The following is a 23,305-nucleotide window of genomic DNA, read 5'->3' on the forward strand; positions in this document are numbered from 1 at the left end:
GGGAAGCCTCTATCGCCTCAGCAGAGGCATGGATGTTCATAGCATCCATCAGGCGAATGACACGCCGTATCGCAAAGCTTGAATTTTGAGTCGGGCACTTATATTTCTTACTCTACTAAGCTTGATATGATACAAGGTATATGTCAATCAATTGCTTAATATTAACATTATCTACAACACAAAATTTCTGACTGTCATTTTTTATGTGTTACTTAGCTTAGATACGCAAAGTAAATATATCGAAATTACATGCCCTTGTCTCGTTTTTATTGAAACAGAGTTAAAATCCGAATATTGCCGTCAGTGAGAGGTCATCCACTCACGCGCGCCACGAAGGGCTGCGGCCAATTCGCTTTTGCTCATGGTTGCGGCAACCTGATTGCGCATACGTTCAGCTTTCTGGTTGCCGCGAATGGCTGCGATGTTGAGCCATTTATGCGCTTCAACCACATCGATTTCACAGTCGCGACCAATAGCATATTTCAAACCCATCTCCAGCAGGATGCGATCCTGTGAAGTTTTCGTGTGGTGCTGTGTAACGCTCTGAAACTGTGTCATTTTCTTTGTCCCTGTTAAATCCCGAGAACCGTCCGCTCTTTGTTTCCGTGACGGGCTTTCGCCGCCGCAGATTGTCGGATCTGTCGTTCCGTTCATGGTCTTCAAGATAAGCCACAGGATTAAAATGCGCGTTAAAACAGATGCTTAACAACGCGACAACGAAATACAAACAAGGGGTAAACTTCGGAATTTGTTAAACATCCAAAGGCCGACAATTGCTGTGCTTTTCTAAAATAACGCAATTTTGCGGCAGCGGACCTTTAAACCAGATGATAACCATGACGCAGATTGATCATGTCAGAAACATTGCTGCCGTGCGCAAATTATCCCTCTTCCACTTCGACGAAAACTCCATTACGTTTACGTTTGCGTAAGTTTTCCGCAAGGCTGATTGCCTTGCCGCATTTTGGGAGGAATGCATGATCCGTAAACTGTTTTTGGGAATAACGGCAACTGTTGCATTGAGCGCGACGCTTGCAGCACCTGCCTTTGCCAATGAGGCAATTGTCGGCACATGGAAACGTCCGAATGGCACGATCATCAGCTATGCCGCCTGTGGTGGCGGCAAATATTGCGGCACTGTGCAGACCGGCGAATATAAGGGCAAGTCGATCGGCACCATGTCGGGCGAGGACGGCAGCTATAAGGGTAAAGTCAACAAGCTCGACGAAGGCAAGACCTATACGGGCAAGGCAAGCGTCAAGGGCAACACGCTATCACTCTCGGGCTGCGTTATGGGCGGCTTGATTTGCAAAAGTGAAAGCCTCACAAGGCAATAGACCTATATATAAAAGGCGGCTTCTCAGCCGCCTTTTATCATTATCGCGCTTTCTGACCAAAGAGCACTTTCTGCTCTTCTTCCTTGTTTGCCGAGGCCAATGCGCGTTCGCGCTCTTCCTTACCAACCACAAGACCACGCTGTACGGCAGGTCGCGCATTCATGGTTTCATGCCAGCGCTTGAGGTTGGGAAAATCCTCCAGCTTCTGGTCAAAATTTTTGTAAGCATTGATCCAACCGATACTCGCCATATCAGCGATGGAATATTCGCCTGCGATATAATCTTTGCCTTCAAGCTGGCGATCGAGCACGCCATAAAGACGGTTGACTTCATTGGTATAGCGGTCGATGCCGTACTGCACCTTTTCCGGCGCATAAACGCGGAAGTGCCCTGCCTGCCCCGACATAGGACCAAGTCCGCCCATCTGCCACATCAGCCATTCATCAACGGCAACGCGCTTGCGTTCGTCTGCTGGATAGAACTTGCCGAACTTCCTGCCGAGATATTGGAGGATCGCACCGGATTCAAACACCGAGATCGGCTCACCGCCCGGACCTTCCGGATCGATAATCGCAGGCATACGGTTGTTCGGTGCGATTTTGAGGAAGTCCGGCTGGAACTGATCCCCCTTGCCGATATTCACATATTTGACTTCATAGGGAACGCCTAATTCCTCCAGCATGATGCTGATCTTAAAGCCATTTGGGGTGGGCCAATAGTAAAGCTCAATGGGTTTTATCTGCTCAGCCATAGGTATTTGTCTCCCGCTTTCTTGGCTTTGTGCGTATTTCCGATGCGAGTTAACATAAGATTCGTGCAGCTTGGCACAAGTGCGAAGCGATCAAGTTAATGAAACATCAATATTTTTGAACGCCGGATGAATGCAGCTCTCAGGAGCAGTTCAGATGGCAGCTTTAAACTCAACCGCATAGATCAAACGATTTTGAAGCCGGGGGAAATATGCTGTTATGGCGTGTCACAATAGTCTGTTTGATGATTGCAGGTTTTGCAATCATTGCAGGTCTCTTTGTTGATCGAAAATATGATGTCTATCGTGACAACCCCGTTATCAGCCCGATGACCGTGATGCATCTCAAACCTGCGCGCGAAGAGACAAGGCTATGATTTCACGTTGCCGTCTCTCCGCACTGATTGCATTGCGCGTTTTACTGTTCACAGCGGCTTTTACCGGACCTGCTGCTACATTTGCCTATACGCAAATCGGCCAGAAAGCACAGATGAGTGCCGCCGGACTCGTTCTTTACGTGAGTCTGCAACGAAGCTCATAAAGTGAGACATGCGCGTGTCAAAGACTTTGTTATACTAGGCTATGACACAGCGAATCGATCATCCATTTCTCAACGAAATTAAAACGCCGCCCTTTATGGAGCCGCAAGTTTTTACCGATGCTGGCGCGGCTGTTGCCGCGCTGCGCAAACTTTATGATCGCAACACCGCATTTCTCCGCAAGGCTTTTGAGCAATTGGCAAAGGGAGAGGTCCGCCCGCAGCGGTATAGGGCTTTTTATCCCGAAATTTGCCTGTCTACGTCGAGCTTCGCCCACGTCGATACACGGCTTGCTTATGGCCACGTGACCATGCCCGGCGATTATGCAGCAACAATTACACGACCTGATCTGTTTGATCATTATCTCAACGAACAAATCCGCCTGCTGATGCGCAATCACGGTGTTGCCGTCACCGTTCGGGAATCGGCAACCCCCATTCCGATCCATTTTGCCTTCATGGAAGGCACCTATGTCGAGGCATCGGTTGCCAATGCCTTCACGCACCCAATGCGCGATCTGTTTGACGTGCCGGATTTGGCTGCCACTGACGACAAAATCGTCAATGCGGACTTTGATCCAATACCCGGCGAGCCAATGCCGCTCGCTCCTTTCACCGCACAGCGCGTTGACTATTCGCTGCACCGGCTTGCCCATTACACCGCAACCAGCCCGAAACATTTCCAAAATTTCGTGCTGTTCACCAACTACCAGTTCTATATGGACGAGTTTTGCGACTATGCACGCAAGCTTATGGCAGAAGGTGGCGGCGGTTACGACAGTTTCGTCGAGCCGGGTAACGCGATAACGCACGCCGGAGAATCTGCGCCGAGTATCGGCAACGCATTACAGCGTATGCCGCAGATGCCAGCCTACCATCTGCAACGGGCTGATCATTCCGGTATCACCATGGTCAATATCGGTGTTGGCCCATCCAACGCAAAGACGATTACAGACCATATTGCGGTGTTGCGCCCGCACGCCTGGCTGATGCTGGGACATTGCGCTGGGCTGCGCAACAGTCAAGAGCTTGGCGATTATGTGCTTGCGCATGCCTATATGCGTGAAGACCACGTTCTTGATGACGATCTTCCTGTGTGGGTGCCTCTGCCAGCTCTTGCAGAAATTCAGGTTGCCCTGGAAGAAGCCGTTGAGGAAGTCACCGGCCTTGAAGGCTATGATTTAAAGCGCATCATGCGCACCGGCACTGTTGCCACAATCGACAATCGAAACTGGGAATTGCGCGACCAGCGCGGCCCGGTTCAGCGTCTTTCGCAGGCGCGGGCCGTTGCACTTGATATGGAGTCAGCCACAATTGCAGCCAATGGTTTCCGCTTCCGCGTTCCCTATGGCACGCTTTTGTGCGTTTCCGACAAGCCGCTGCATGGCGAATTGAAGCTGCCGGGCATGGCAACGGACTTTTACAAACGACAGGTCGCGCAGCATTTGCAGATTGGTATTCGCGCCATGGAAAAGATTGCCGCCATGCCAGACGAAAGGCTGCATTCACGCAAACTCAGGAGCTTCTACGAGACGGCGTTTCAATAATGATAAGGGTGCTGCGGGTTTACTTGCGGCACCATCATCACGCCGCAATCAAACGCTAAGCGCCTGTCATGTCAAAACGCCGTGAAAGCCTTTCATTTTTCCTGCTGATCACCGCCGTTCTGGTGTCAGTTCCGCTTGTGCTCGGATTTCTCGGCGCAGCGCATCCGATGTTTGATTCACTTGCGCATTTCCGGCCACATCTTGCAATTCTGATGGGGCTCTTTGCGCTGCCGCTTCTGTTCACAACGATGCGGCGAGAGGGAGCAATGATCCTGCTGTTTGCAATCCTTGCTTTCAGCACAACAGTGAGCGCGGCACGCAATCTGCTTGAAGGATCATCCGCAGCCCAGGCCACGACACCAGCATCTGCTGCGCGTTATAGTCTGGTGCAGATCAATCTACGCTATAATAATCCTGAACCAAAACGCGTCTTGCAAATGATTGCGCAGGAAAAACCTGATGTGATCACCTATCAGGAAGCCGGTTCCGATTGGGCTATGTGGATCGATATTCTCAAAGGCACATATCCTTATCATTTTGAATGCCACATCGATGGCGGCAAGATGGGCGTGGGTATTTTGTCCCGCCGCCCATTCAGTGAAGGCAGCAAACAACTCTGCCTTGGCGATAACCGCCTTGCTATGACAGCGATCGATTTCAGTGGCACAAGCGTCAACGTTGCGGCTTATCACGCCGCCCTTCCATGGCCATTTAATCAAGCCACGACCATTGATGCATTGGCGCCGGAATTGCAAAAATTCAACGGCCCGTCGATGATTGCGGGTGACTTCAACGCAACGCCGTGGAGCAATGCAGTCCATCGTATTGAAAAGGCTTCGGCCACGAGGGCGTTGACCGGAATCGGCGGCACATGGATGCCACAAAGTCTTTCCGTGGTACTCGCGCCTTATATCGGTTTGCCTATTGATCAGGTTCTCGTAAGCGACGAAATCCAAGAACCTGTTGCCATTTCACGCGACAACGTAGGGTCGGATCATCTGCCCGTCAGGCTTGATTTTTCAGTTCCTTTGCCTGTCCGGCCCGATACTGATGAGCCGGAAACGCAATCCGTTATGCTTCAATAAAAAAGGCGGTTTGAAACCGCCTTTTCCATTTACATGTTTTCCTAAACTGGTCCTTCGCCGACATTTTTCAACGGCGGTCGAGACGGACACAGTTCCTGTAAACATTACATGTTTACATAAACCGGTCCTTCGCCGGCATTTTTCAGCGGCGGACGAGACGGACACAGTTCCTGTAAACATTACATGTTTACATAAACTGGTCCTTCGCCGCCTTGTGGCGGAACCCAGTTGATGTTCTGGTTCGGGTCCTTGATGTCGCACGTTTTGCAATGCACGCAGTTCTGCGCATTGATTACAAAGCGAACGTCTTTGGCCTGTGGGTCAGTTGCAGAATTGCCGTCAGCATCCACCCATTCATAAACGCCCGCCGGGCAATAGCGTGTCGATGGACCAGCAAAAACATCATGTTCTGACGTCTGCTGCAATTTCATATCAGCGACTTGTAAGTGCACTGGCTCGTTTTCGTCGTGATTGGTGTTCGACAGAAACACTGACGACAGACGATCAAAAGTCAGAACGCCATCCGGCTTCGGATAGTCAATCTTCTTATGCTTTGCTGCAGGTTCCAATGCCTGCGCATCGGTCTTGCCATGCTTCAGCGTGCCGAAGAACGAAAAGCCAAACAGCTGATTGGTCCACATATCAAGACCACCAAGAGTAACACCCACAACTGTTCCAAGCTTCGACCACAGCGGCTTCACGTTGCGAACGCGCTTCAAATCCTTGCCGATGGCACTGTTGCGCCAGCTGTTTTCGATTTCAATCGGCTCATCATTGGCACGGCCAGCCGCCAAGGCTTCTGCAATTTTATTGGCGGCAAGAATGCCAGACAGAACCGCGTTGTGGCTGCCTTTAATGCGTGGAACATTGACAAAGCCTGCCGAACAACCGATCAGCGCGCCGCCAGGGAAAGACAGTTTTGGCACCGATTGGTATCCGCCTTCGGTGATCGCGCGCGCGCCATAAGACAGGCGCTTGCCACCTTCAAAAGTAGCGCGGATTGCCGGATGCGTCTTGAAGCGCTGAAATTCTTCAAACGGCGACAAATACGGGTTTTTATAGTTGAGATGCAGCACAAAACCAACCGCAACCATATTGTCTTCAAGGTGATACAGAAACGCGCCACCGCCGGTTTTCATGTCCAGCGGCCAGCCGAATGAATGCTGCACCAAGCCAGGCTTATGCTGGGATGGATCGACTTGCCAAAGCTCTTTGAGGCCAATACCAAATTTGGCTGGCTCGCGCCCCTCATCAAGCTTGAACTTGGTGATCAGTTCCTTGGCCAGCGAACCGCGCGCACCTTCGCCAATCAGCACATATTTGCCAAGCAATGCCATGCCGCGCGTGTAATTCGGGCCATGTGTGCCATCGCGCTCAATGCCCATGTCGCCCGTTGCCACACCGATCACAGCGCCTTCATCATTATAAAGCACTTCCGTCGCAGCAAAGCCCGGATAGATTTCAACGCCAAGCTCTTCAGCCTTCGTACCAAGCCAGCGGCAGACATTGCCAAGCGATACAATGTAATTGCCGTGATTGTTCATCAGCGGCGGCATGATGAAATTTGGCAAGCGCGCAGAGCCAGCAGGACCCAGCAACAAAAAATGGTCAGCCGTCACTGGCGTCTTGAAGGGGTGCCCCTCTTCCTCTCGCCAGCCCGGAAGAAGCTGATCAATACCGCTTGGATCAACGACTGCGCCTGAGAGAATATGCGCGCCGACTTCCCCGCCCTTTTCAAGAACAACGACTGAAAGCTCAGGATTGATCTGCTTGAACCGGATCGCCGCAGCAAGGCCAGCAGGGCCTGCGCCGACAATCACAACATCAAATTCCATGCTTTCGCGTTCGGGAAGCTCATGGCTCGCGATTGCTGGGCCTTCAGACATTCGTGCCTCCGTCTGGTTTACATTCCCCCTCACTATTTCAGCGCAGGTGATGCATCCAATTGTTTTTTGCTCATGAACCTATCGCGAATGGCGATAAACCATATCTTACTGGTCTTGTTCCCATTGACGTCTTACCCTCTCGCAGAGTTAAAGACTGGCGCATATGCGTCCAATTGTCCAAAATCACTGCAATAACAGCAATGATAATATTTACCTTAACGTAAACGTCAATTGAAAAAAGCGGTGAACGGGCTGTGGGCTATTGTGACGCAACACATATTTCTGCGCGCCCAGTCACTCTATGAACCGGAATTATACGCCTTGCTCTTGCATTCACGATCAAAATTCGCCACCTCAATCTGTGAGGTAGAAACATGATCAATGATCGGGAAACGCTGGATATGGAAGGTCTGCTGCGCTTTTATGCGGAAGCGGGCGTTGACATGCCGCTTTCCGATACACCCATTGATCGCTTTGCTGAGCCGCAGCGTCAATCAGCGCATTCACCAGCAGCGCCGGAAAGCAGACCATCGTCGCAAGTGGAGCGCCAGCGCGCGCAACAACAGCCCCCACGCCCAGCAGCAACGCCTTCCCCGACCAGCCGCCCCGTGCAGGCTGCCGCCGACGTTCCCGACAATAGCCAGATCGCTCTGGCCCATGAACTGGCTTCACAAGCCGCAACGCTTGATGAATTGCGTGAAAAGCTTGCAGCATTTGATGGCTGCAATCTCAAATTTACCGCCAAGAATCTATGTTTTGCGGATGGTGATCCGTCTTCAGACATTATGTTTGTTGGTGAGGCTCCAGGACGTGACGAGGATATGGAAGGCTTGCCATTCGTCGGCAAGTCGGGCCAGCTTCTTGATCATATGATCGAGGCCATCGGTTTTAAGCGCGAGAACGTCTATATCGCCAATACGATACCATGGCGCCCGCCGGGAAATCGCACACCGACGCCGCTGGAAGCAGAATTGTGCCGCCCGTTCATCGAACGACAGATTGAGCTTGCAGCTCCCAAAGTGATTGTTGCGCTTGGTGGCCCCGCAGGCAAAGCTTTGACTGGGGCGACGGAAGGCATTTTGCGTTTGCGTGGCCACTGGAAAATACACCGCACGGCTTCAGGCATTGAAATTCCTGTTATGCCAACCCTGCATCCGTCTTATTTGTTGCGCACGCCTTCACAAAAGCGCTTTGCATGGCGCGATTTTCTTGCCGTAAAAATGAAGCTCGCCGAATTTGGCGATTGATCTTCACTGATTTGAATGGCATCGGCAGAGCCACATGTCACCAACATGCCGTAAACTTCTATTAATCGGCCATATCGACGTGACTGATATTCTTTTTACATAGCTCTTGGTGGAGTTTTTCATGGCTGGCCAGCTTCTGCCCATAGCCGCTTTGCTTACAAGCACATTTCTCATGCTGCTTGCCGGTGGCCTTGCGGGCATTCTTCTGCCGATCCGCGGCGGGCTTGAGGGCTGGTCCACGACAACAATCGGCTGGATGGGCACGACCTATGCGCTTGCTTTCACGATTGGCTGCATCGTTATCCCCCATCTGGTGCGCCGTGTCGGCCATGTCCGCGTCTTCTCCGCGCTGCTGACGCTTTTATCCATCGCGCTGCTGCTCCACTCGCTTATCGTCAATCCCTATGCTTGGATGGTTTTTCGCGGCATTGCGGGGTTTTCGCTGGCCGGTTCCTACATGATCATCGAAAGCTGGTTGAACGAACGCGTGACCAATGAATCACGTGGCCGCGTCTTCTCGATCTATATGATCATCACCATGCTCGGGCTCATGTGCGGGCAGTATATTTTGCCCTTTGGCAATGCCACGACGCAGACCCTCTTCATTATCTGTGCGATCATCTACGCCAGCGCGCTTCTGCCGACCGCTCTTTCCAGCGCACAATCACCAAACCCACTGACACAGGTCACACTCGATCTCAAAGGTCTTTACCGCCGATCTCCTGCGGCAGCTGTTGGTTCACTGATTGCCGGAATCGTTGCTGGCACATGGAGCTTTCTTGCTGCGATTTACGGCGAGATGAACGGGCTTTCGACCTTTAGTATAGCGACAATGCTGGCATGCGCCATGATAGGCGGTGTTATTTTCCAATATCCGCTTGGTCGCGCTTCTGATGTTGTCGATCGCCGTTATGTGATGGTTATCGCCGGTGTTATCGGCTTTGTAATCTCATTGATCATGCTGATCGTGCACCCCACATCACCCTATGCACTTTATACGATGATGTTTCTCTTCGGCTCGGTCATCTATCCGGTCTATAGCCTCAATGTCGCTCATGCGAATGACTATGCTGATGCCAGCGAATTCGTGAAAGTTTCAAGCGGGTTGCTTATCATTTACGGAGCGGGCAGCGTTATTGGTCCTGCGCTATCAGGCCAGCTCATGGATGTTATGGGGGCCTCCGGCTTCTTTGTCACAATGGCCGTTTCCTATGCCGCCTATGGGCTGCATGCTTTTTGGCGTATCCGCCGCTTTGAGCGCCCAGCCGTCAGCGATCAGAAAACTGAGTTCAAGATTTATACACCCGACGGGCAGCCCACGCCTGAAACCATGCAGCTTGATCCAAGATCAGAATAAATCGTCCAGACATGGGTCTCACTGTGCTTGTTGCGGCGTATTGGTCTTATGCGGCGCAATTGCAAGCTTATGCTCACGATAGATAATATAGCCGCCGGCGCTCATGACAATCGCGCTGCCTAACAGCATTTCCAATGTCGGAATATCGCCGAAAAAGAAGAAGCCAATCGCCAAACCGAGCAGCATCGATGTATATTCAAACGGTGCGATCGTGCTCATGGGGGCATGACGATAGCATTCGGTGAGTAGAATTTGAGCGATGCCACCAGCGATGCCCGCGCCAATCAACATTGCCAGCTGCGGGCCACTTGGCATAACCCAGCCAAAAGGAATGCTCGCCAGCGAAATGACGGTTGCTGAGATTGAAAAATAAATAACAACTGTCGATGTGCGCTCGGTCTGAACCAGACGTCGCACCAGCATCATGGCAAACGCAGCCATGACTGCACCGCCAAGTGCCGCAAGAGCGCCCAGCGCTTCATTCCGACCCACATGCCCCTCAGCAAACAACGTCATGCGCGGCCATATGATGATCAGAACACCAAAAAGCCCGACAATGACAGCGCTCCAACGATACATTCTGACGACTTCACGCAGAATGACAGCGCCAAGAATCACAGCAATAAGCGGTGATGCATAATTGATCGCAATTGCTTCGGGCAAAGGCAGTTTGGTCAATGCATAAAAGCTTAAGGTCATCGCAGCGACGCCGACCATTCCACGCCAGAAATGGCTGAAACCGTGCTGCGTATGGAGAATACCGGATATTTGCCCACGCGCTGCGAAATACACCAGGATTGCCAATACGGCGAAAAAAGACCGAAAGAAAATCAGTTGTCCGAGAGGGATACCATCTGCGGCCTTGAGCAAGGTCGACATGCCGACAAACACTGCAACAGAAGCAACTTTGAGGCTAATCCCCAGCATTGGATTATTTTGAAGCAGATCAGGCTCGACAGTTTGGCTGATCTGAGCATTTGCGGAGGCCGCGTCCGGAAGGGACTTCACAACGCAATTCCTTAAAACAGGGAGGGCAAAGGAGTAAGGTGGGAAATTGTAGTGACTGTGATATCCATAGGCTTGTTCGCAATAAAGCACTAGGCCATGTGGACAATTATATTTTTGGTTCGTGGTATGAACGAGAATATAATTGACCACATGGCCTCGTCAGGCTTTCACGATTGCGTAAAAAATATCCTGTCATTTTGCCTTTCTTGTCGTTTACTCAAAAGCCGGATACGACTCCTGTATCGAAGTGATTACAGAGAAGAGTTTCGCAATGCGCACTGAAACCGGCCAGACATTCCGTCTTGAGGATTACCGCCCGACCCCTTACGCCATTCCGGAAACGAAACTCGATTTCACACTTGAACCGGAAAAGACGATCGTTCGTGCCGAACTCATCATCGAGCGCCGTGCGGGAACAGTCGCGGGCACGCCGCTTGTGCTGGATGGCGATGAACTGAAATTCATCAGCATTCGTCTTGATGGCAAAGTGCTCAGCAATAACAGCTACGCCGTGACACCGGACAAGCTGGAGATCACGGATCTTCCAGACGCCGAACGTTTTTCGCTGGAAATCGTCACCGAAGTGAACCCGACGACAAATCGCCAGCTTTCAGGGCTTTACCGCTCAAGCGACGTCTATTGCACACAGTGCGAGGCAGAAGGGTTCCGGCGCATCACTTACTATTATGATCGTCCAGACGTGCTTTCCGTCTATACAGTCCGCATTGATGCGGAGAAGGAAGCCGCGCCCATATTGCTGGCGAACGGAAACCCTGTCGAACACGGCGCCGTGTCTGGCACAACCGACAGACATTTTGCCATCTGGCACGACCCCCATCCGAAACCGTCCTATTTATTCGCGCTCGTTGCCGGCTCACTTGATGTTGTGAAAGATCATTTCACCACACAATCTGGCCGTCCGGTCGATCTCGCTATTTATGTCGAGCATGGCAAACAGGATCGCGCGCTTTATGCAATGGATGCGCTCAAACGCTCCATGCGCTGGGACGAGGAAAAATTCGGCCGCGAATATGATCTTGATGTGTTCAATGTTGTCGCCGTTTCGGATTTCAATATGGGGGCCATGGAGAACAAGGGCCTTAACGTCTTCAACGATAAATATGTGCTGGCTGATCCCGAAACGGCAACGGATGTGGATTATGCAGGCATCGAAGCGGTTATTGCGCATGAATATTTCCATAACTGGACGGGAAACAGAATCACCTGCCGCGACTGGTTTCAGCTGTGTCTCAAAGAAGGTCTGACCGTTTATCGCGATCACCAGTTTTCAGCCGATGAACGCTCGCGCCCTGTGAAACGCATTGCCGAGGTGAAAATCCTCAAAGCGCAGCAGTTTCCAGAAGATAGCGGCCCCCTTTCGCACCCCGTGCGTCCACGCGAATACAGCGAAATCAACAATTTCTACACCGCGACTGTTTATGAAAAGGGCTCGGAAGTGGTGCGGATGATCCACACTATCATCGGCGCTGAACTATTCCGCAAAGGTATGGACCTCTATTTCGAGCGCCATGATGGTGATGCGGCGACCATTGAAGACTTTATCAAAGTCTTTGCCGATGTATCCGGTCGGGATTTCTCGCAGTTCGCGCTTTGGTACGATCAGTCAGGCACGCCGAAGGTTGAGGCAAGCTTCGACTTTGATGCTGTAAACGAGACCTATACCATCCATCTCATTCAATCTCTTGCGCCCACTCCCGGCCAGCCGGTGAAAAGGCCCATGCATATTCCTATCGCCTTTGGCCTTTTGGGCTCGGATGGAAAGGACATTCACCCTTCATCTGTCGAAGGTGGCGACGTGCAGGACGGTGTTATCCATCTGCATCGCGCATCAGAAACAATCACGTTCCATGGCATTAAGGAGCGTCCTGTGCCCTCGCTCTTGCGCGGCTTCTCAGCGCCAATCAATCTGGTTTTACCACTGGATGCAAAAGACCGGGCTTTTCTCGCGCTCAATGACAGCGACCCGGTCGCTCGCTGGCAGGCACTCACCAATATCTTCACGCAGGCCTTGCTTGAAGGCACCAAACGCGTGCGTGGCGGCTATAAGCCAGAAACCGACCCAAATATCCTTGAACTTGCCGGACGCATTGCTTCCGATGAAACGCTTGATCCCGCCTTCCGTGCGTTGTGCCTGACCTTGCCAACGGAAAGCGACATCGCCCGCGAAATTGGCGAGAACGTTGACCCGGATGCTATCTTTGCAAGCCGTGATCATCTGATCGCGGCCATTGGGTCGGCTTATGCCAAAGAATTTGCGGCTCTTTACACCAGCCTGCAACAAGAAGGTGCCTTCTCACCCGATGCGGTATCGGCAGGCAAACGCGCCTTGCGGAATGTGCTTCTCGATTATCTGAGCCGCCATGAAAACAATCCTGCACGGGCAGCGCAACAATTTGCCGATGGCGACAACATGACCGAACGCGCAGCCGCATTGAGCATTCTGGTGCATCGCTTTGGTGATAGTCACGAAGCACAAGGCGCTCTCGCCTCCTTTGAAAAGCGCTTTGGCGATGATGGTTTGGTCATGGATAAGTGGTTTATCGTGCAGGCAACGCGTCCAGGCGAAAAAGCGCTTGAGGCGGTTCGTGCTTTGACGAAACACAAGCTTCTTTCCTTTGAGAATCCGAACCGTGTGCGTGCATTGATTGGTGCATTCTCGGCCAGCAATCCGACAGGCTTCAATCGCAGAGATGGTGCAGCTTACAGCTTCTTTGCTGATATCATTCTGGCAATTGACCCAGAAAACCCGCAGCTTGCAGCGCGTCTGCTAACAGCTCTGCGTTCGTGGCGCGCACTCGAAGACACGCGCCGTGAACATGCGCGCGCGGCTCTGGCACGCATATCAGCGACACCAAAGCTCTCGACCGACCTGCGGGACATCGTGGACAGGACGCTTGCTTGATTGGTCACTGATTCGCGAATCACTGAGATGATTGCGTGATTCGTAAAACCCGACTCGAAATGGGTCGGGTTTTATCATTCTGGCTATATTCAAGAAGTATCGCATAAATCCTGCGAAGGCTTACGGCTTTCATGAGTCTTTTCATGACGTTAGATGGGCCACTTCTCAAACTGATTCTACTTAACAGATTGAGATTCAACGGAAAATGTCATCAAGGAATGTCATTTTTTACATCTCGTTAACGAATTCGCTGGACAGCACGAATCACTTTTGATTCATTGAAGCTGTTCGGAGGCGGCGTATTCCGAACGATTTTGAGTAAAGATTTCAATTCACGCAGTTTCGAGTGGGCGGCGCTTTTTGGCGCATATTGGAAACTGTCACGACGGATCAAGAGGGGCCGACACATGGCGAGCACCGACGCGTATGACGCGGCGGCGGGGAAGCGTGGCTACTCCGAAGCAAAGCGCAAGAAGAGCAGGCTTTCGGGCCATGCCAAGCTTCTTGCAGGTCCTGCCTATGGCAAGTTCGCGGCATTCGAACCTGCATTGCGCCGTCTTGTGCCAGCCCTCATCATTATTTTTCTTGTCATCCTTGGCGCAGCGCGCGTGTTCTCGATGCTTTCATGGCGTGAAGACATTGAATTGCAGCATAAGGCTGCCCTCTCAGCCGCGACCGCCAATCTCGCGCAGATGATCGAGCGTGCCTCCAATGGCACACAGTCCGGCGCGCAAATGACGCCGAAAGATCTGGACAATACAATTGCCGAATTTCGCGCGCGTGGTCTTTCATCCAGCGGGATGACCATTGCTATGGTCAATGATGAATCTGTCATCGTGACCGCCTCGGGGCCTGCGGCGGACATAGTGGGAAAACAGGCGGACGAGGTATTCAGCGACATCCAGCCGCTGTTCATGTTTGCGGAACGCGCTGGCGTTCTGACGATCGTCATGAAGGGGGAAGCCGCTTATGGCACGGTGTCAAAACCAGTCAGCGTGCCTTATTCGATTATCGCAGCTGAACCGGAAAGCACGATCTTTGCCGAATGGCGGCGTGCAGTCTCGCTGAATGTGACGCTGTTTGCTGGCACGACCGGCGTGATGTTTGCAATTCTTTATGCTTATTTCAGCCAGGCGGCACGGGCTCGGGAGGCCGACGATCTTTCTGGCCAGATCCAGCGCCGTATTGATATGGCGCTGGCGCGCGGTCGCGGCGGCCTGTGGGACTGGGATATGGCGCGGGGGCGCATTTACTGGTCGCGCTCCATGTATGAAATGCTGGGCTATGAAGCGCAGGATGCCGTGCTGGCTTTTGGTGACGTATCGGCGATCATCAACCCGGAAGATGGCGATCTGTATTCCATCGCCGAGCAGGCTGCGGCTGGCGACATCTCACATGTTGATCGCGTGTTTCGCATGCGCCACGCGGACGGCTCGTGGGTATGGATGCGGGTTCGCGCTGAGATTGCAGCAGAAAATGAACTGCATCTGGTCGGCATTGCCTTTGACGTCAGCGAACAGCATCGCTTTGCGCAACAGACGGCAGAGGCCGATATGCGCATCCGCGAAGCCATCGAAAACATTTCCGAAGCCTTCGTTCTTTGGGATTCCAACAATCGTCTGGTAATGGCCAATTCCAAATTCAGCGAATATGCAGGCCTGCCTGTCTGGACATTGAAGCCCGGCGTACCACGCAACGAGGTTGATGCGCATACCCGCCCGTTCAGCTTCGAACGCCGCATGGCCAACGAGCACAATCGTGCAGGCGGACAGACGTTTGAACGCCAGTTGAGTGATGGTCGCTGGCTCCAGGTCAACGAACGCCGCACGCAGGACGGTGGTCTTGTTTCGATTGGCACCGATATTACGCAGATCAAACAGCATCAGGAGCGTCTGGTGGATAGCGAGCGCCGCTTGATGGCGACCATTCACGACCTCTCCATTGCCCGCAAAGGCGAGCGCGACCGGGTGCGTGAGCTCTCGGAATTGGCGCGTAAATACGGGCAGGAAAAGGAACGCGCGGAAGCTGCAAACCGTGCCAAATCTGAATTCCTTGCCAATATGTCCCATGAACTGCGCACGCCGCTCAATGCGATTATCGGCTTCTCTGAGATGATTCAGGCTGGCACATTCGGGCCGCTTGGTTCAGACCGTTACGAGGAATATATCAACGATATTCACACCAGCGGTAACTTCCTGCTCAATGTGATCAACGACATTCTCGATATGTCGAAGATCGAAGCGGGTCACTTCTCGCTTGATCGCGAAGAGATCGACCTTTGTCCGCTCATCAATGAAACCGTGCGTATGATCTCGTTGCAAGCAGATGAGAAAAACATCACGGTTGAAACGCGCATTGAAGAAGCGATGCAACTCAATGCCGACCGCCGTGCGGTCAAGCAGGTCCTGATCAATCTTCTGTCCAATGCGGTGAAGTTCACTTCGCATAACGGCCATATCACGGTGCGCGCACGCAAGACCGGCTCAGCGCTGTTCATGACCATTCAGGATACAGGCGTGGGCATTCCGAAATCCGCGCTCAAGAAAATCGGCCAGCCATTCGAGCAGGTGGAAAACCAGTTCACCAAAACGCATAGCGGTTCAGGTCTTGGCCTCGCGATCACCCGTTCGCTTGCAGAGCTGCATGGCGGCTGGCTGCGCATCCGCTCAACCGAAGGTGTTGGAACGGTGGTTTCCGTCTGCATTCCCGATCGCAGACAGAAAATCGTCAATAACCCGGAGGCGGAAATCCACGCGGCATGATTATTTGATCAGCGTATCAAAGCTGGTTCGAACCGTTGCTGCAAGTTCGCTCAAATGATGTTCGACGCGATCAATATCTGGCAGTTCGGCCGCACGGCAAAGAAGATCAACCATTCCAGGAATGAATTCTTCGCGTTTTGCATCGCCCCCCAGACAGAGCCTGATTGTCTGGCTGAGATTTGTGTAGAAGCGATGTGCCTCAACCAGAGTGTCAATGACAGCGGGATCGGCAAAAGATGGGTCTAATCCCGCCAGCACATCTTCGGTTCCCAAGGGTCGGGGATGTCTGATTTCCTTGCCGGTCAGCACGGCAAACTGCGCGATGAATTCTAGATCAACAATGCCACCGGGTTTCAGCTTGAAATCCCAATCGTCACGCGGCGGCTTTTCCTCATAAATGAGGTCGCGCATTTCGTGCACATCTTTGGCGATCTTGTGTGTGTCGCGTTTGGCCGCCAGCACTTCGTCAATTTCGCCCCTGATAAAGTCGCTGAATGCCACGTCGCCATGGATCGGGCGCGCACGGGTGAGCGCCATATGTTCCCACGTCCATGCCTCGCTGCGCTGATATTTGCCAAATGATTCAATATGCGTGGCAACGGGGCCTTTATTGCCGGAGGGGCGCAAACGCATATCGACTTCATAAAGCACGCCTTCGGCGGTTGGCGCAGACAAGGCCGCAATCAAACGCTGTGTCAGTCGAATATAATATTGCGACGGCGCAAGCGGCTTCGCGCCATCCGATTCCTCAGCATCCTTGTCATGATCATAAAGCAGGATCAGATCGACATCGGAGCCTGCAGTCAGTTCGCGACTGCCAAGCTTGCCCATGGCAAGCAATGCAACCTTCGCGCCCTTCACCTTGCCATGGCGGCGCTCAAGTTCGGCTTCCACTGCCTCGAAAGCCTTACCAATCATCAGTTCAGCCAGATCGGAGAATGCGCGCCCTGCCCGAACACCATCAATCGCACTGGTGAGCAGACGAATGCCGATCAAAAAGCGATGTTCAGCCGCAAAAATGCGTAAGCGGTCGAGCACTTCTTCATAATCGGTGGCAGCGCCCAGAAAAACGCGCAACCGCTCCTCAAGATAATGACGCGTTGGCATTTCCGAGAAAATTGCCGGATCGAGAAGTCCATCAAAGACATGCGGATTGCGCGTGATCACCTCTGCAAGCCGGGGGGCGGCGCTCATGATCATCACAAGCAAGTTGAGAAGGCGCGGATTGGATTGAAGCAGGCTGAAAAGCTGGATGCCCGCAGGCAGTCCCTGCAGAAAACCATCAAAGCGCAAAAGCGATTCATCTGCGCGCTTTGTTGCGGCAAAAGCCTGCAACAAGGCTGGTGTCAGTTCTGTGAGACGCTCGCGTGCTTCGGCTGATTGTGTGGCGCGATAACGGCCAAAATGCCATGTGCGGATGACACGGCAAATGTCGCTTGGACGCTCATACCCCATCGAGGCAAGCGTTTCCAATGTTCCCGGATCATCGACATCGCCAGTGAAAACGAGATTACCACTGGATGAGCCAAGTTCGGGCGCCTGTTCGAACAATGCAGCGTAGTGCTTTTCAACGATCTTGAGCGCCGATAAAAACACATCGGAAAACGCGGCTGTATCAGAATAGCCCATCATATGGGCAATGCGGGCAAAGCCTTCATCATCTTCCGGGAGAATGTGGGTTTGCTCATCGGCAACCATCTGAATGCGATGTTCAACATCGCGCAGGAAGTAATATTCCTTGCCAAGCGCATCACGTGCCTTCTCGGTGATCCAGCCGCGCTCGGCAAGTCTGGCCAGCATTGGGACCGTCTGATTGCCACGCAATTCGGGAAAACGTCCACCGGCAATCAATTGCTGTGTCTGCACGAAAAACTCGATTTCGCGGATACCGCCGCGCCCAAGTTTCACATTATGCCCGCGCACGGCGATATCGCCATGGCCCTTATGCGCATGAATCTGCCGCTTGATCGAATGCACATCAGCAATTGCCGCATAATCGAGATATTTGCGCCAGACATAGGGGCTAAGTTCGGCAAGCACTTGCTGGCCGGATTCGCGATCACCGGCAACAGGCCGCGCCTTGATCATCGCTGCACGTTCCCAGTTCTGGCCGCGCCCTTCGTAATAATGAAGCGCTGCCCCCACCGGAATTGCCAGCGGTGTCGATCCCGGATCAGGACGCAGTCTGAGATCGACGCGGAAGACATAGCCGTCAGCCGTGCGATCCTGCAGAATACGAACCAGACGCCGCGTCATCCGCGAGAAAGCATCCACGCACTCATAAGGGTCTATAATCGCCGGGCGTTCTGAATCGATAAAAACAATCAGATCAATATCAGAAGAATAATTAAGTTCGCGCGCACCGAACTTACCCATGCCAAGAATGATCCAGCCGCTTTCTTTTTCGGGGTTATCGCGATCCAGCAGCTTGATTTTACCGGCACTGTCCGCATCGCGCAGAAGAAAACGAACGGCTGCGCCCGTACAGGCTTCTGCGAGATCCGTGAGCCAGCCAGTCGTCATTTCGGTATTAAAAATCCGAGCCAGATCACAAAGTGCAATCAGCACATGCGCCTCTCGCTTTCGTTGCCGCAGGCTGCTCATCAACGCCGCCTCGGTCACACCGTCTTCGAGGCCGGATGCAACAATTTCGGAAAGAATATTGGCAAGCGCCTGCTCAGGCGTATCGACTGCAATGCGATCAAGAATGCGCGGGTGACGGATGAGCGCCTCGCGCATAAAGGGCGACAGGTCAAGGACGGCTGCCAGAAAGCTCGCGGCGCGTTTGTCTTGCAAAAGGGCTTTGACGCGGCCAAGTTCTTCTTCCTTTACCCGCTCTTCAAGATCAGTCAGGAAGGACTGTGCTCTCTCGTCATCAAGGGGTGTCAGCCCACAAAGGTTTCGATCAAAAAACAGTGCCTTTGTGTCTTCAGCCGTCATAAGCCCCTCGTGTATTAGAGCACATCTCGATCTGATTTTATCAAATCGGCGCTCTGTTTATTTGTTTTGACGCGCATCTTATATGAAAATCACTTCACACTTTTCGGGATGCGCTCTAAGCCATTATGGTTTTTCATCTTTTACCAACGGAAACTCCAGAACAGCACGCAGACCGGGACCATTGTCTTCGAGACGAAGAGCGCCACCGTGCAACTTCATGACCGCCTTGGCAAGGCTTAAACCGAGCCCTGAACCCGGCTGCGTGCGGCTTTCCTCAAGTCTTACGAAACGCTCTGTCGCCTGTTCACGCTTGTCCTCGGGAATCCCCGGACCGTTATCGGCCACCACAATGCGCACCCATTGCTGATCGCGCTCCATGGAGAGACTGACGGCAGCATCCTTCTCGCTTCGCAAAGCATATTTGATGGCATTATCGACGAGGTTTGAAACCGTCTGGCCGACCAATTCGCGGTTGATATGCAAAGGCACATCGTCCAACGCTCCAAGCGTCAAAGCAGCGCCAGCATCTTCGGCAACCGGCTCATACATTTCCGCAACGTCCCTGACAATCGACGCCACCGACATGTTTTCAAGACTTTCAGTCGAATAGCCCGCTTCGAGACGCGAAATCATTAAGATGGCGTTGAATGTGCGGATCAGCTGATCGGATTCGCTGATCATAGCCTCAAGCGCTTCACGATATTCCGGGCCGGTTTTCTTGCGCGAGAGCGCTTCTTCAGCACGATTGCGCAGTCGTGTCAGCGGTGTCTTGAGATCATGCGCGATGTTATCAGAAACCTGTTTCAGCCCCTCATTCAGCTCAAGAATGCGCCCAAGCATGACGTTGAGATTGCCGGACAAGCGATCAAACTCGTCGCCCGAACCATTAACCGGTAACCGACCTGTCAGATCACCATCCATAATGCGCTGTGATGCACGCGACATATCATCAATGCGCTTGAGTGCCCGACGGCCAACAAAGAACCAGATCAGAAGTGCGCCAACGCCCATGATACCAAGTGCCAGCATCAGCGAGCTACGCACCAGATCGCGGAAACGCTCCGGTTCGCCCAGATCGCGGCCGACCAGCAGGCGCATACTATTGGGCAGCGCAATCACCACGGCAATCGCACGATGCTCGGTTTCAGCCCCCTGATCACCATAGCGCCGATATTTGAACGCGCGTTCAACCACGCCATCCGTATCAAGGACACCCGGCTCGACACCTTCGACATTGCCGGAGAGAATACGCCCCGATGGATCGGCGACGAGATAAAGATAAGCGCCCGGCTGACGGGAACGATAATCAATTGTCCGCACGAGTTGAGGTATGCCGCCACGCGCATAGGCCTTGCCAATGCTTGCAACTTCCTCGCCCAAAGCTTCCTGCGTCTGGCCATTGAGAATTGAAGCCGACAGATTTGTCATGTAAAAAACAAGCGCGACCGCGCCTACTGCAAAAAGCAGCAGGTAGAGCGTGGACAATCGCACGGCAGTTGTCCGCATAAGTGCGGAAAAACGGCTCACTCTTGTCCTCCGGAAACGGCTGTCCCGGCATTCGAAGCTGGCTTGGAACGTCCGGCTTTCAACATGTAACCTGCACCGCGCACCGTGTGCAGCAGCGGACCGTCAAATCCCTTTTCGATCTTTGAACGCAGGCGCGAAATATGCACATCAATCACGTTGGTCTGGGGATCAAAGTGATAATCCCAGACATTTTCGAGCAACATTGTGCGCGTCACGACCTGTCCCGCATGACGCATCAAATATTCAAGCAAACGGAATTCGCGCGGCTGGAGTGTGATGTCGACATTTTGTCTGCGTGCGGTGTGTGCGAGACGGTCGAGTTCCAGATCACCAACGCGATAAATAGTATCGGCCTCGCGCGGACTCGAGCGACGCTGCAAAACTTCCACACGCGCCAGAAGCTCGGAAAATGCATAGGGTTTGGTGAGATAATCATCACCACCCGCACGTAAACCCGTTACGCGATCATCCACTTCGCCGAGGGCAGAAAGAATGAGAACCGGCGTTTCCAAGCCCTTCGCCCGAAGACCTGCAACGACAGAAAGTCCATCGCGCTTGGGCAGCATCCGATCAACGACCAGCACATCATAGCTGCCATGTTCCGCCAGTGCATAACCAGTCTCGCCGTCACCGGCAATATCAGCAGAATGACCGGCCTCGGTAAAGGCCTTCTCAAGATAGCGGGCCGCTTCGCGGTCGTCTTCGATAACGAGAATCTTCATGGCGTTACTATACCGGGTCGTTGGAGAAAATGAAGCAATGCCAGGCGGATCGTCCGCCTGGCACCAGATTTAATCACAGCAAGACCAACAGTACAGCATTAACCCTGATCGATTGGTAGAGCGACGAAGCGGCTCTGATCATTGCTCTGGATCTGAAGCAACACAGCCTTGCGACCTGCCTTCGATGCTTCGGCAATAGCCTTGTCGATATCCTTCGCGCTCTTCACGATCTGATTATTGACAGTAACAATCGTATCGCCAGAACGAATGCCACGATCCGCAGCATCGCTGTCCGGGTCAACATTGGTTACAACAACACCGTCACCTTCTTCTGAAGGCGTGACCGTCAGACCATAGTTGTCAAGCGTTTCACCCTGATCGCTGTTGCCATCATCGGACTGGGTTGTGGCCTTGCCTGCATCCTTAGGCATAGCGGCAATCGTAACGTCGATTTCCTGAGCCTTATTTTTACGCCAGACCGTCAATGCTGCCTTTTCGTCCGGCGCAATCTTGGCAATCTTGCGTGCAAGATCACGTGGATCCTGAACAGGGTCACCATTGACTGCGGTGATCACATCACCTGCCTTGATGCCTGCCTTTGCAGCAGGGCCATCAGCCTGTGGCGAGGCAACGATTGCGCCTTTTTCTTCCGCCAAACCGAGCGATGCTGCAATGTCCTTGGTGACAGGCTGAATCTGAACACCAATCCAACCACGTTCAACCGAACCTGTCTTGATCAGCTGATCCACAACCTGCTTGGCAGTGGAAGCCGGAATTGCGAAGGCAATACCAACGCTGCCGCCAGATGGGGAGAAGATCGCGGTGTTGATGCCGATCACTTCACCGGAGAGATCAAAAGCCGGACCACCGGAATTACCTTTGTTTACCGCAGCGTCAATCTGGATAAAGTCATCGTAAGGGCCGGCACCAATATCACGACCGCGCGCCGAAACGATACCGGATGTCACGGTGCCGCCAAGACCAAAGGGGTTACCGACAGCGACAACCCAGTCACCGACACGGACCTTGTTATCGTCACCAAAACTGACATAGGTAAATTTATGCTTAGGCTGATCAACCTTGAGCACAGCAAGATCGGTGCGCGGATCGGTGCCAATGAGCTTGGCATCATATTCGGTGCCATCATCCATCACAACGCTATAAGCGTCACCATCGGAAACGACATGATTGTTGGTAACCAGATAGCCGTCTTCTGAAATGAAGAAGCCAGAACCCTGCGCAAACGGACGTTCGTGACCTGGACGCGGCTTTGCACCGCGCTTGCCCTGACGGCGATCATCCGGGCGCGCATCACCGCGTGGCTCCATACCGAAATCACGGAAGAAGCGCTTTAACGGATGACCGTCCGGGAGCTGATCAAAGCCTGGAGGCAGCGCGAACTGCTGACCCTGATTGTCAACTTCCTGCACTTCCTTCTTCACCCGCACGCTGACAACAGCGGGGCGAACCTTTTCAACAAGATCAGCAAAGCCTGCCTGCTGGGGACCGGTAACGCGGACAGCTTCAGCACGGGCATCCTGCAATGCGCCCAAAGGGCCGGTTGCGACAAAACCGCCAGCGAGCGCTGCCGACAGTGCCAAGGCTGCAACGCCCTTACGATACCTGGAATTAGTCGCTTTAAACATAAGTCTCTCCTTGCGAGCAATATTCTCGGACC

The 23,305-nt window shown here is 52.9% G+C and carries 16 protein-coding genes; 8 read left to right on the plus strand and 8 right to left on the minus strand.

Features of this window, described 5'->3' with window-relative positions; genetic code table 11:
- Nucleotides 1-300: 300 nt before the first annotated feature.
- Nucleotides 301-558, minus strand: coding sequence for a sel1 repeat family protein (locus tag VBH83_RS03490; protein ID WP_265983236.1), 258 nt, complete (start codon nucleotides 556-558; stop codon nucleotides 301-303).
- A 419-nt stretch (nucleotides 559-977) separates the two neighbouring features.
- Here VBH83_RS03490 and VBH83_RS03495 point away from each other — a divergent pair, with 419 nt between their 5' ends.
- Complete coding sequence (locus tag VBH83_RS03495; protein ID WP_396996398.1) at nucleotides 978-1,337, plus strand: DUF2147 domain-containing protein; 360 nt, start codon at nucleotides 978-980, stop codon at nucleotides 1,335-1,337.
- Between the two features lie 40 nt (nucleotides 1,338-1,377).
- Here the strand turns inward: VBH83_RS03495 and VBH83_RS03500 are convergent, their stop codons facing one another.
- Nucleotides 1,378-2,088 carry a glutathione binding-like protein gene (locus VBH83_RS03500; RefSeq protein ID WP_265983234.1) on the minus strand — a complete coding sequence of 237 codons (711 nt, stop codon included), beginning with the start codon at nucleotides 2,086-2,088 and terminating at the stop codon, nucleotides 1,378-1,380.
- 209 nt (nucleotides 2,089-2,297) lie between these two features.
- Between VBH83_RS03500 and VBH83_RS03505 the strand changes: the two genes are divergently transcribed.
- From VBH83_RS03505 to VBH83_RS03515, 3 genes are all read left to right on the plus strand, one after another.
- Nucleotides 2,298-2,462: a hypothetical protein gene (locus VBH83_RS03505; RefSeq protein WP_265983233.1), complete on the plus strand. Its 165-nt coding sequence runs from the start codon at nucleotides 2,298-2,300 to the stop codon at nucleotides 2,460-2,462.
- 205 nt (nucleotides 2,463-2,667) lie between these two features.
- Entirely contained in the window at nucleotides 2,668-4,170 is a 1,503-nt protein-coding gene (locus tag VBH83_RS03510) for an AMP nucleosidase (protein WP_396996401.1), read from the plus strand.
- Between the two features lie 68 nt (nucleotides 4,171-4,238).
- Complete coding sequence (locus VBH83_RS03515; protein ID WP_265983230.1) at nucleotides 4,239-5,255, plus strand: endonuclease/exonuclease/phosphatase family protein; 1,017 nt, start codon at nucleotides 4,239-4,241, stop codon at nucleotides 5,253-5,255.
- A gap of 179 nt (nucleotides 5,256-5,434) precedes the next feature.
- Here VBH83_RS03515 and VBH83_RS03520 read toward each other — a convergent pair whose 3' ends face one another.
- On the minus strand, nucleotides 5,435-7,141 hold the full coding sequence (locus VBH83_RS03520) for an electron transfer flavoprotein-ubiquinone oxidoreductase (protein WP_265983229.1): 1,707 nt from the start codon (nucleotides 7,139-7,141) through the stop codon (nucleotides 5,435-5,437).
- Between the two features lie 374 nt (nucleotides 7,142-7,515).
- Here VBH83_RS03520 and VBH83_RS03525 point away from each other — a divergent pair, with 374 nt between their 5' ends.
- On the plus strand, nucleotides 7,516-8,388 hold the full coding sequence (locus VBH83_RS03525; RefSeq protein ID WP_265983227.1) for a uracil-DNA glycosylase family protein: 873 nt from the start codon (nucleotides 7,516-7,518) through the stop codon (nucleotides 8,386-8,388).
- Between the two features lie 121 nt (nucleotides 8,389-8,509).
- Complete coding sequence (locus tag VBH83_RS03530; RefSeq protein ID WP_265983225.1) at nucleotides 8,510-9,745, plus strand: MFS transporter; 1,236 nt, start codon at nucleotides 8,510-8,512, stop codon at nucleotides 9,743-9,745.
- A gap of 18 nt (nucleotides 9,746-9,763) precedes the next feature.
- On the opposite strand, the gene VBH83_RS03535 is transcribed toward VBH83_RS03530, so the two are convergent.
- Entirely contained in the window at nucleotides 9,764-10,672 is a 909-nt protein-coding gene (locus VBH83_RS03535; protein WP_265983862.1) for a DMT family transporter, read from the minus strand.
- Nucleotides 10,673-11,024: 352 nt separating this feature from the next.
- Between VBH83_RS03535 and pepN the strand changes: the two genes are divergently transcribed.
- Together pepN and VBH83_RS03545 are read left to right on the plus strand one after the other, a co-directional pair.
- The gene (gene pepN / locus VBH83_RS03540) at nucleotides 11,025-13,676 is read left to right on the plus strand and encodes an aminopeptidase N (protein WP_265983223.1); all 2,652 of its coding nucleotides are present in this window, start codon (nucleotides 11,025-11,027) and stop codon (nucleotides 13,674-13,676) included.
- A 407-nt stretch (nucleotides 13,677-14,083) separates the two neighbouring features.
- Nucleotides 14,084-16,438, plus strand: a complete 2,355-nt coding sequence (locus VBH83_RS03545) for a PAS domain-containing sensor histidine kinase (protein WP_265983222.1) — start codon at nucleotides 14,084-14,086, stop codon at nucleotides 16,436-16,438.
- On the opposite strand, the gene VBH83_RS03550 is transcribed toward VBH83_RS03545, so the two are convergent.
- The 4 genes from VBH83_RS03550 to VBH83_RS03565 form a co-directional block, all read right to left on the minus strand.
- On the minus strand, nucleotides 16,439-19,378 hold the full coding sequence (locus tag VBH83_RS03550) for a bifunctional [glutamine synthetase] adenylyltransferase/[glutamine synthetase]-adenylyl-L-tyrosine phosphorylase (RefSeq protein ID WP_265983220.1): 2,940 nt from the start codon (nucleotides 19,376-19,378) through the stop codon (nucleotides 16,439-16,441). It abuts the gene before it with no gap.
- A gap of 123 nt (nucleotides 19,379-19,501) precedes the next feature.
- Nucleotides 19,502-20,884, minus strand: a complete 1,383-nt coding sequence (locus tag VBH83_RS03555; protein WP_265983861.1) for a HAMP domain-containing sensor histidine kinase — start codon at nucleotides 20,882-20,884, stop codon at nucleotides 19,502-19,504.
- Between the two features lie 17 nt (nucleotides 20,885-20,901).
- A complete protein-coding gene (locus VBH83_RS03560) occupies nucleotides 20,902-21,627 on the minus strand; it encodes a response regulator transcription factor (RefSeq protein ID WP_265983219.1) in 726 nt (241 codons plus the stop codon).
- A 98-nt stretch (nucleotides 21,628-21,725) separates the two neighbouring features.
- Nucleotides 21,726-23,273 carry a Do family serine endopeptidase gene (locus tag VBH83_RS03565; protein WP_396996406.1) on the minus strand — a complete coding sequence of 516 codons (1,548 nt, stop codon included), beginning with the start codon at nucleotides 23,271-23,273 and terminating at the stop codon, nucleotides 21,726-21,728.
- Between the last annotated feature and the right edge of the window lie 32 nt (nucleotides 23,274-23,305).

This window comes from Ochrobactrum sp. S1502_03 (assembly GCF_044435015.1).
GTDB classification, from domain to species: Bacteria; Pseudomonadota; Alphaproteobacteria; order Rhizobiales; family Rhizobiaceae; genus Brucella; species Brucella chromiisoli.

Coding starts and splice junctions, on each gene's coding strand:
- VBH83_RS03490 (WP_265983236.1), bottom strand. CDS start 558: ATGACACAGTTTCAGAGCGTTACACAGCACCACACGAAAACTTCACAG.
- VBH83_RS03495 (WP_396996398.1), top strand. CDS start 978: ATGATCCGTAAACTGTTTTTGGGAATAACGGCAACTGTTGCATTGAGC.
- VBH83_RS03500 (WP_265983234.1), bottom strand. CDS start 2,088: ATGGCTGAGCAGATAAAACCCATTGAGCTTTACTATTGGCCCACCCCA.
- VBH83_RS03505 (WP_265983233.1), top strand. CDS start 2,298: ATGCTGTTATGGCGTGTCACAATAGTCTGTTTGATGATTGCAGGTTTT.
- VBH83_RS03510 (WP_396996401.1), top strand. CDS start 2,668: ATGACACAGCGAATCGATCATCCATTTCTCAACGAAATTAAAACGCCG.
- VBH83_RS03515 (WP_265983230.1), top strand. CDS start 4,239: ATGTCAAAACGCCGTGAAAGCCTTTCATTTTTCCTGCTGATCACCGCC.
- VBH83_RS03520 (WP_265983229.1), bottom strand. CDS start 7,141: ATGTCTGAAGGCCCAGCAATCGCGAGCCATGAGCTTCCCGAACGCGAA.
- VBH83_RS03525 (WP_265983227.1), top strand. CDS start 7,516: ATGATCAATGATCGGGAAACGCTGGATATGGAAGGTCTGCTGCGCTTT.
- VBH83_RS03530 (WP_265983225.1), top strand. CDS start 8,510: ATGGCTGGCCAGCTTCTGCCCATAGCCGCTTTGCTTACAAGCACATTT.
- VBH83_RS03535 (WP_265983862.1), bottom strand. CDS start 10,672: ATGCTGGGGATTAGCCTCAAAGTTGCTTCTGTTGCAGTGTTTGTCGGC.
- pepN (WP_265983223.1), top strand. CDS start 11,025: ATGCGCACTGAAACCGGCCAGACATTCCGTCTTGAGGATTACCGCCCG.
- VBH83_RS03545 (WP_265983222.1), top strand. CDS start 14,084: ATGGCGAGCACCGACGCGTATGACGCGGCGGCGGGGAAGCGTGGCTAC.
- VBH83_RS03550 (WP_265983220.1), bottom strand. CDS start 19,378: ATGACGGCTGAAGACACAAAGGCACTGTTTTTTGATCGAAACCTTTGT.
- VBH83_RS03555 (WP_265983861.1), bottom strand. CDS start 20,884: ATGCGGACAACTGCCGTGCGATTGTCCACGCTCTACCTGCTGCTTTTT.
- VBH83_RS03560 (WP_265983219.1), bottom strand. CDS start 21,627: ATGAAGATTCTCGTTATCGAAGACGACCGCGAAGCGGCCCGCTATCTT.
- VBH83_RS03565 (WP_396996406.1), bottom strand. CDS start 23,273: ATGTTTAAAGCGACTAATTCCAGGTATCGTAAGGGCGTTGCAGCCTTG.